Raw genomic sequence first — 5,425 nt, forward strand, 5'->3', positions numbered from 1 at the left:
ACGAAACCTTAGGAGAGTGGAGCCTTTATGGTTAGTCGGTTATGGGTAAAAGGGTTAAAACTTTATGATTAAGGCTCCACTCTCCTTACGGTAACTTCAAACCTTATTTTAAGGTTTCGTCTCCGGGATGAAAGCCAGGTAGCGACTAAAGTCGCCTAGATGCAATTCCATTAAAAAGGTTGACAATACTTGTGCGCTAGAGTATTATTTAGATATGGGTACAGGCTGAAAATCCGAGGCACAACCGGGTCAGAGACCCGCAATTGTTTGACCTTAAAGAAGAAATGCCCGGAGGGTAGGGAAAGTCCTCTTTTCTTGATGCAGTCGCTCATGGGGGAAACCCCCAAGACCGCGCTGCATCGCTAAAAACCCAATCATCAACTAACAATTGGTGTGTGAACCCAGCAAAGATACGACCTGAGAAAAGAGAATGGTACGGCGGGGCACGCCGAAACCAAGTGAAACAGGAAAGTAACGGACTTTATAAGGCACTTTTGCTGAAAGTAACTAAACGCCTAAGGAGACTAGCCCGCTGGGTCTTTCGTGAACTGACTAGAATCTTGGTCTCGACGGGATTCAGGTTTAGATATTGCCATTTGGACACGGAGGTTTAAGGCCGGTCGTAGATCTAGGAATCCCCGTCTTTTTAAAGCGGGGAGTGTCAACCTATAGGAAAGGAACATGATGGGGGATTTAGAACGCCTACCAGTAGGCATAATTGGTGCTTCTGGTTATGGTGGCGTACAACTTGTAAGGCTCTTGATGGATCACCCAGGAGTCGATATAGTTTATTTGGGTGGAGAAAGCAGTGCTGGCAAGGGATTTGCCGAGCTTTACCCTCATCTAGGCCATCGTGTTAATCTAACCATTGAGCCTATTGACATAAATACTATTGTATCCCGTTGTCAGGTAGTGTTTCTGTCGTTGCCTAACGGTTTAGCCCATAAGCTAGCACCATCACTGTTATCAAAAGGATTAAAAGTTCTCGATCTCTCAGCTGACTATCGATTTAGTAAACTTGAAACTTACAAAAGCTGGTACGGTGGAGAGCGCCACGACCAAGAAACCGCTGCTACTGCTGTTTATGGTTTACCGGAACTGTATCGCGATCGCATTTCCTCTGCCCAATTAGTCGCTTGTCCTGGTTGCTACGTCACCAGCAGCCTACTCGCCCTTGCTCCCCTGCTCAAACAGGGTCTGATTATTCCAGACACTGCCATTATCGATGCCAAATCCGGTACCTCTGGGGGTGGACGCAAGGCAAAAACCAATCTCTTACTAGCAGAAGCTGACAGCTCTCTAGCCCCTTATGGCGTGACTCATCACCGCCATACCCCAGAAATTGAGCAAATTTGCAGTCATTTAGCCAGTCATGAAGTCAGGGTGCAATTTACACCCCACCTGGTTCCCATGGTACGGGGAATCTTAGCTACCGTTTATGCCACATTGCAGGATCCGGGACTAGTCAGGGAAGATTTGTTCACCATTTACACAGCCTTCTACCGCGCCTCTCCCTTTGTCCGCGTGTTACCCAGTGGCACCTATCCCCAAACCAAGTGGGCTTGTGGCACTAATCTTTGTTACATAGGGGTAGAAGTCGATACCCGAACTGACCGAGTTATCGTTATGTCAGTCATCGACAACTTGCTCAAAGGTCAAGCTGGTCAAGCCGTACAGTGCTTGAACCTGATGATGGGTTGGGACGAAACCCTAGGCTTGCCTCAACTGAGTTTTTATCCGTAAATCGTTTATGGGACGGATGTGCAGAAGAAACCAGAAGTAGGGGGAGATAGGAAAAAACCATTTCTCCCACACTCCCCACCAAATAACCTTGGCCTATTGGCCACGGAATCGCGTTCAACCTTCAACCTTCAACCTTGGCCAAAGGCAACGCAATCGCGTTCAACCTCCAACCTCCAACCTCCAACCTTCAACCTTGGCCAAAGGCCACGCAATCGCGTTCAACCTCCAACCTTCAACCTTGGCCAAAGGCCACGCAATCGCGTTCAACCTCCAACCTTCAACCTTCAACCTTCAACCTCCTAACCTCCTAACCTCCTAACCTTCAACCCTGACACAGGGGTCCCATGCCACAAGTTCCAGCATAAATGGCGCGATCGCCTAATTCATCTTCAATCCGCAGCAACTGGTTATACTTAGCCACCCGTTCACTACGGCACAGTGAACCTGTTTTAATTTGACCGGCACGAGTAGCAACAGCAAGATCAGCAATAGTAGTATCTTCGGTTTCCCCAGAACGGTGACTAATCACGGAACGGAAACCGTTGCGAGTTGCTAAGTCAATGGTTTCAAGAGTTTCGGTCAAGGAACCAATTTGATTGAGCTTAATCAAGATCGAGTTACCCGCACCGACATCAATACCTTTTTGTAGCCTGGTGGGATTGGTAACAAATAGGTCATCACCCACTAACTGAATACGGGAACCCAGTTTTTCAGTGAGCAACTGCCAATTACTCCAATCCTCTTCGTGGAGTCCATCTTCAATAGAAACAATGGGGTATTGCCCCACCAACTCAGCTAGATAGTTAACAAACTCCTCTGGGGAGTGAGATGCGCCATCATAGACATACTGAGCATCTTTGTAGAACTCGCTCGCGGCCACATCCATGGCTAAAGCGATTTGTTCCCCTGGCTTATACCCAGATGTTTCTATAGCGGCAATCAATAAGTCTAGCGCTTCTTTATTTGACCCCAAGTTGGGAGCAAAGCCACCTTCATCTCCCACACCGGTAAGCAATTTTTTCTCTTTCAAAACCTTAGCCAAGGCGGCAAAAACCTCAGCTCCCCAGCGCAGAGCCTCTCGAAATGACTGTGCTCCCACTGGTACAATCATGAATTCCTGAAAATCCACATTATTATCCGCATGAGCACCACCGTTGATTACATTCATCAACGGAACTGGTAGTAGATTAGCTAGTGGTCCGCCTAAGTAGCGGTAGAGGGGGAGTCCTTTACTGGCCGCCGCCGCCTTAGCTGTAGCTAGGGAAATAGCTAAGATGGCATTTGCTCCCATATTCTTTTTGTTGGCGGAACCATCCCGATGAATCATCTTGTGATCAACCAACATTTGGTTGAGAGCATCGTTTTCCAATAGCTCCGGGGCGAGTTTTTCTTTGATATTCGATACTGCTTTGAGTACCCCTTTACCACCGTAGCGACGGGGATCATTATCTCGTAGTTCATGGGCTTCAAAAGTACCAGTAGAAGCACCACTGGGAACTTGGGCAATTCCCACGGCACCGTTAACAAGGCGCACTTGGGCTTCTACTGTCGGACGTCCACGAGAATCTAATATCTCTCTGGCATCAATTGCCGCAATTGCAGTTTCTGATTTAGTCAACATGCTTTTTCCTCTAATTATCTAAAGATTGCAACTGCCTTAATCGTTAAATCGCTCTAGGAAAAGAAAGGAATGTCACTTCTTTTCAATCTCCTAGTTAATCAATGATGTCAGCCATCTCAGCCCTTAGGAGCTGTGAGCTATCCGCTATTAGCTATCAGCTTAAGCGCTACGCGCACGCTACGGGAACAGCCATGGTTGAAAAGCTGACTCCTTGGTGGTTATAACTGGGTACTGATAACTTAATGCTTACGATGAGATTGTGCCACTTTAAGGTCTGGAACATCAACACTACACAGTTTTCTATACCTAGAGTATTGTTGATATAATCGCCCTAAATATTTCGACCATACTAATGGTGATATGGCTCACGAAAATTGCTGAAAATAATCACAATTATTTTAGAGTTGGCTCACAACAAACCAAAATTATTTTAAATAAGCTAGGGGAAGACTAGTTAAGATGACTAGGGTTTCGGGACTCTTACTGACCTGTTGTTAAGGGCAATAATATCATCTATGATTTCCTCCCCACTTCAGAAATTTGTGTTTAGACCAGCATTGATTTCAGCAACAGTATTTGCTGCGCTGACGTTACCCGTAGGCTGGTTCGGTGCTAAGCCAATATCCATTAAAGTACAGGAGGAGCAACTATTCTACGGTCATGTGCGAGATGCGGCAACGCCTTACCTTACCTTGGCAACGGTGATTAGCCTGGGAGCTGGTATGGCCAGTGTAGCTATAGCAGGATGGCAAAAGTCTGCTCAACAATCATCGCAACTTCAGTCACAGCTATCAGATCTAGCACAACAAATTCAAAAAAAGGAAGAATTATTAGAAAAACTTAGGTTTTCAGAATCCCAGCACCACGTTCCTCAACATAAGCCTTTAGAAAATAAGATCGAGAATCAGACATCGCCACAGCAGCCAATTAACTACACCGTATATACTAGTTCTAGCTTCGAGTCAAACCGTGAACCACTGGTTACTAAGAGTGGGTCGAGAGAATATCAACCAGTAGCTAAATCTGTGATGAAGGTGCCAGCCAAAACCTTTGAGTACAAGCGATTGGCCGTAGGCCACGCTACGCGAATGCAAACTGGTGTGGGTAATAGTCAAACCCATACTGGGCTTGAATCCCATTCTGAAGTAGTATCATTACCATCGGAAGATATTCAGCAACTTCAAAGTCAGTTGCAACAGGTCAAAGCTCAGATGACAGCGATGCAAAAGGTTTTGCACAAGCAACACTTTGTATCTACTTGAACACTAACGTTATGTCTAGTCCATCACCCATCGACCCCCAAACCCCATCGGGATTGGCCGTTGGCCACCCTAAGCGATCAGAATTTGAGCTAAATCTGCTCAAACAGGAATATTTTTTCCTGCAAACTACTGTAGAAGATTACAACAAACAAATCTGGGTGATTAAAGCCTTGGGGATTACGGCCACTGGTGTGGTTGTGCGCATGGTCTTAAAAGAAAAACAGAATAGCATTGCCCTGATTGGGTGTGCTATTCCCCTGTTCTTCTGGATTCTAGAAAGTCAGTGGAAGCACTTCCAGCGCGGTTTCTATCCCCGTTTGGTAGAAATTGAGGAAATTTTGACTCAGGAGTTTAACTTGCGCAGTCCAGCTATTTTTACTGGCTGGAGTCGTACCTTTAAGCGCAGTAATATTCCCAAACGCCAAGGCTATCTTTGGGATGGTTTATTAAACCGTAGCGTTTGCATTACTTATCTGTTAGAAATTGGCTTTCTTTTGGTATTATCGTTAATTAGGTTTTAGGAATTAGAAGTGTTGAACAGGGAACAGGGAACAGGGAACAGGGAATCGGGAATCGGGAATCGGGAATCGGGAAGAAATGGTTCCCTAGTGTGGCGATTATAAATGAGTATAAAATAATTGCTCGGAAGCTTACTAAGTAAGGCTTTTAGTGATTTAAAAAAGCAATTTTCATAAAAATTGCTTTTTATTGTATTGATACAGTACCTTTGTGGAATCCCTTGCTATTTAAGGGGTAATCGCTCATTTAAACTAGTTATTGAGTATAATCAGTCTAGGAA

5 protein-coding genes are annotated in these 5,425 nt (G+C 45.4%); 4 read left to right on the forward strand and 1 reads right to left on the reverse strand.

The genetic code is table 11. The features are described from left to right. Positions 1 to 684 precede the first annotated feature (684 nt). The gene (gene argC, locus F6J94_RS29490; protein WP_293046856.1) at positions 685 to 1,743 is read left to right on the forward strand and encodes an N-acetyl-gamma-glutamyl-phosphate reductase; all 1,059 of its coding nucleotides are present in this window, start codon (positions 685 to 687) and stop codon (positions 1,741 to 1,743) included. Positions 1,744 to 1,831: 88 nt separating this feature from the next. After that, complete coding sequence (locus F6J94_RS29495) at positions 1,832 to 2,062, forward strand: hypothetical protein (protein ID WP_293046850.1); 231 nt, start codon at positions 1,832 to 1,834, stop codon at positions 2,060 to 2,062. A 3-nt stretch (positions 2,063 to 2,065) separates the two neighbouring features. On the opposite strand, the gene eno is transcribed toward F6J94_RS29495, so the two are convergent. Beyond that, a complete protein-coding gene (gene eno, locus F6J94_RS29500) occupies positions 2,066 to 3,364 on the reverse strand; it encodes a phosphopyruvate hydratase (RefSeq protein WP_293046852.1) in 1,299 nt (432 codons plus the stop codon). A gap of 515 nt (positions 3,365 to 3,879) precedes the next feature. Between eno and F6J94_RS29505 the strand changes: the two genes are divergently transcribed. Then, the gene (locus F6J94_RS29505; RefSeq protein ID WP_293046854.1) at positions 3,880 to 4,626 is read left to right on the forward strand and encodes a hypothetical protein; all 747 of its coding nucleotides are present in this window, start codon (positions 3,880 to 3,882) and stop codon (positions 4,624 to 4,626) included. Between the two features lie 11 nt (positions 4,627 to 4,637). After that, positions 4,638 to 5,147, forward strand: coding sequence for a hypothetical protein (locus tag F6J94_RS29510; protein WP_293029140.1), 510 nt, complete (start codon positions 4,638 to 4,640; stop codon positions 5,145 to 5,147). Positions 5,148 to 5,425 lie beyond the last annotated feature (278 nt).

The organism is Moorena sp. SIO1F2 (assembly GCF_010672755.1).
In the GTDB taxonomy this organism is placed as follows: Bacteria; Cyanobacteriota; Cyanobacteriia; order Cyanobacteriales; family Coleofasciculaceae; genus Moorena.

What these genes read in the sequence shown, in the direction of transcription:
- argC (WP_293046856.1), top strand. Translation starts at nt 685, where the DNA reads ATGGGGGATTTAGAACGCCTACCAGTAGGCATAATTGGTGCTTCTGGT.
- eno (WP_293046852.1), bottom strand. Translation starts at nt 3,364, where the DNA reads ATGTTGACTAAATCAGAAACTGCAATTGCGGCAATTGATGCCAGAGAG.
- F6J94_RS29505 (WP_293046854.1), top strand. Translation starts at nt 3,880, where the DNA reads ATGATTTCCTCCCCACTTCAGAAATTTGTGTTTAGACCAGCATTGATT.
- F6J94_RS29510 (WP_293029140.1), top strand. Translation starts at nt 4,638, where the DNA reads ATGTCTAGTCCATCACCCATCGACCCCCAAACCCCATCGGGATTGGCC.